Annotated in this window: 3 protein-coding genes; 2 read left to right on the forward strand and 1 reads right to left on the reverse strand. The window is 57.9% G+C overall.

The window, feature by feature from the left end; genetic code table 11:
• The first annotated feature begins 21 nt into the window (after positions 1-21).
• A complete protein-coding gene (gene lpxD, locus NW819_RS06215) occupies positions 22-1,065 on the forward strand; it encodes a UDP-3-O-(3-hydroxymyristoyl)glucosamine N-acyltransferase (RefSeq protein WP_414413223.1) in 1,044 nt (347 codons plus the stop codon).
• A gap of 53 nt (positions 1,066-1,118) precedes the next feature.
• Here lpxD and NW819_RS06220 read toward each other — a convergent pair whose 3' ends face one another.
• Positions 1,119-1,544 (reverse strand): DUF1499 domain-containing protein, encoded by a 426-nt coding sequence (locus NW819_RS06220; RefSeq protein ID WP_414329250.1) that lies wholly within the window; start codon positions 1,542-1,544, stop codon positions 1,119-1,121.
• A gap of 192 nt (positions 1,545-1,736) precedes the next feature.
• Here NW819_RS06220 and NW819_RS06225 point away from each other — a divergent pair, with 192 nt between their 5' ends.
• Complete coding sequence (locus NW819_RS06225) at positions 1,737-2,423, forward strand: Uma2 family endonuclease (RefSeq protein ID WP_414342578.1); 687 nt, start codon at positions 1,737-1,739, stop codon at positions 2,421-2,423.
• Positions 2,424-2,587: the final 164 nt, after the last annotated feature.

Here is a 2,587-nt window from a genome sequence, read left to right on the forward strand (position 1 = left end):
GTTCAGCGTAAATGTATCAGGATGTCAACCCCAATGCAGCTACAGGAAATTGCCCAAAAATTGGGGTGTGCCTACGAGGGGGCTCCCACCCTGGAAATTCACAGCGTGGCCAGCCTGGCGGAGGCTCGCCCAGGGGAGCTGAGCTTTCTCAGCGAGGCCCGCTACCTACCTCTCTTGGAGCAAACCCAGGCCAGCGCCGTCATCGTGGAGGAAGGGCTGGCTTTGCCCTGTTCCATTGCCTGCTTGCGGGGCAGGGATCCCCGTCTGCTCTTTGCCCAGGCCATTGAGCTGTTCTACCAACCCTACCGCCTGCCCGTTGGCATCCACCCCACCGCTGTGATCGATCCCAGCGTCGAGCTGGGGGAGGGGGTGGCCATCGGGCCGCACGCAGTGGTGATGGAGGGAGTGAAAATTGGCGACCACACCCAAATTCATCCCAATGTCACCATCTATCCCCACGTGCGGATTGGATCCCGGTGTCAGCTTTTCGCCAACTGCGTTATTCACGAGCGCACGGAGATTGGGGATGATTGCCTCATCCACAGCGGCGCTGTCATTGGCGACGACGGCTTTGGCCACATTCCTCTGGCAGATGGCTCCTGGCGGCGCATGCTGCAGGCGGGCCGAGTGGTGCTGGAAGACAACGTGGAGGTAGGCAGCAACACCACCATCGACCGGGCCGCCGTTGGCGAGACCCGTATTGGCCGCGGCACCAAGATCGACAATCTGGTGCAAATTGGCCACGGCGTGCGCACCGGATCCCACTGCCTGATCGTGGCTCAGGTGGGCATTGCCGGCAGCACCCAGTTGGGCCACCACGTCATCTTGGCCGGGCAATGTGGCTTGGCCGGGCACCTGCACATTGGCGATGGCGTGCGTGTAGCCGCCCAGACAGGTGTAACCAGCGATATCCCCGCCGGTCAAACGGTGGCCGGCTACCCCCACCAACCCATTGCCGAATGGCGCAAGAGCATGGCCGTCCAGCGGCACTTGCCTGAGCTGCAACGCACCTTGCGCAAGCTGGAAGCTCGTGTGGCCAAGCTGGAACAGAACGAGGAATCATAAGAGACGGCAAAAGACGTGGATCCACATAAGTCTCCCGCCTTGTCCTGTCGGCCCTAGCTCTGCTCCAGCAACGACCGCAAAGTGTTCAGGTACTCGTTGATGTTGCGCCGGTTGCCGCCGAAATCATATTCCCCAACACGGCCTTCGGAAGTAATGTGTAGACGAGTATGGCCAGGATCCCCTTCTATTGGCGACAGCGAAACCGTTAGATCGTCCACGAACTTAAAAAAGTTGGTGCGGGAGATCCCCTTCACTTCCATCGCCTCAGCATCCACAGAGACCAGTTCCCCCCGCTTCCAAACTTGAAAGGCTTGCTCAGCCGCTTTTAACACCTGGTCTGGGCTAGCTGCAATCACAACTTCCTGTTCTGCGCGATTGTAGGGGGATCCACCCAGGGTGGCCGCTTGTAAGGTGGGGATCCCGCTTGCCAAGCCGAAAAGCAGCACCGCTATCACCACCAAAAGTTTCCAGAAAGACATGCGGACAAAAGGAGAAGTTTACATCTCTTATTATGCCTTTCAGTTAGTAGAACGCTCCTGTTATCACCCTGTCAGCCTGAAGCAGAGCACCTGCCGGCGGTTCTATCGATGGGTTAGCCTACAGCTAATTCACTTGCCCCGAGTGCAAAAATGCTGGCCCAAGAAAAACTCCAAGAGAAAGCCGAGGAAAAGATTACTCCCCTCACCCGCCAGCAACTGGCGGAGCTCATGCCCTCGGCCCAGGGGCTGCTCAGTGATGAACCCGAAATGGAACACTCCCTGCATGCCCTGCAGCTTTTGATTCTGGTCAGCTGCCTCGCCCGCCTCTGGCAAGACCGCAACGACTACTTCCTCGCCTGGAACCTCACCGTCTACTACAGCCGAGAGCAACTCAAAAATAAAGACTTCCGCGGGCCAGATCTGTTTTTGGTCAAAGGGGTAGAAAACCGCCCCCGCCCTTCTTGGGTGGTGTGGGAAGAAGGTGGCAAATACCCGGACTTGATCATCGAGCTGCTTTCGGAATCGACTGCCAAAGTGGATCGGGGTGAGAAGCGGGAGCTTTACGAAAGGATTTTCAGGACACCGGAGTACTTTTACTATTCTCCGGAGACGCAGGAGTTTATGGGTTTGCGACTGAGGGGGGAGAAGTACGAGGAGATTGAGCCAACGGAGCAGGGCTGGCGCTGGAGCGAGATGCTGGAGCTGTATCTGGGGATCCATAACCAACAACTGCGCTACTTTTTCCCCAATGGGGAGCTGGTGCCTACTCCTGAAGAAGCTGAGAGAATCGAGCGCCAACGTGCTGAGCAAGAGCGACAGCGAGCAGAGCGCCTGGCCCAGAAGCTGCGGGAGCTGGGGGTGGATCCCGATACCTTGTAAGGGTAAAGAGAGGAGAACTGGCAATGACTAACCCGAACCCAATTACTGAGGTGCTGGATCCGGTTTATCTACCCGAGTTGCCCCCCACCCAAGACGAGCTCCCCTACGACGACAGCGAACCTATGGAAAGCTGGCGGCACAGGTGCCAGATGGACTTGCTCATC

It is taken from the genome of Synechococcus sp. R8-2, from assembly GCF_047461715.1.
GTDB lineage: Bacteria > Cyanobacteriota > Cyanobacteriia > Thermostichales > Thermostichaceae > Thermostichus.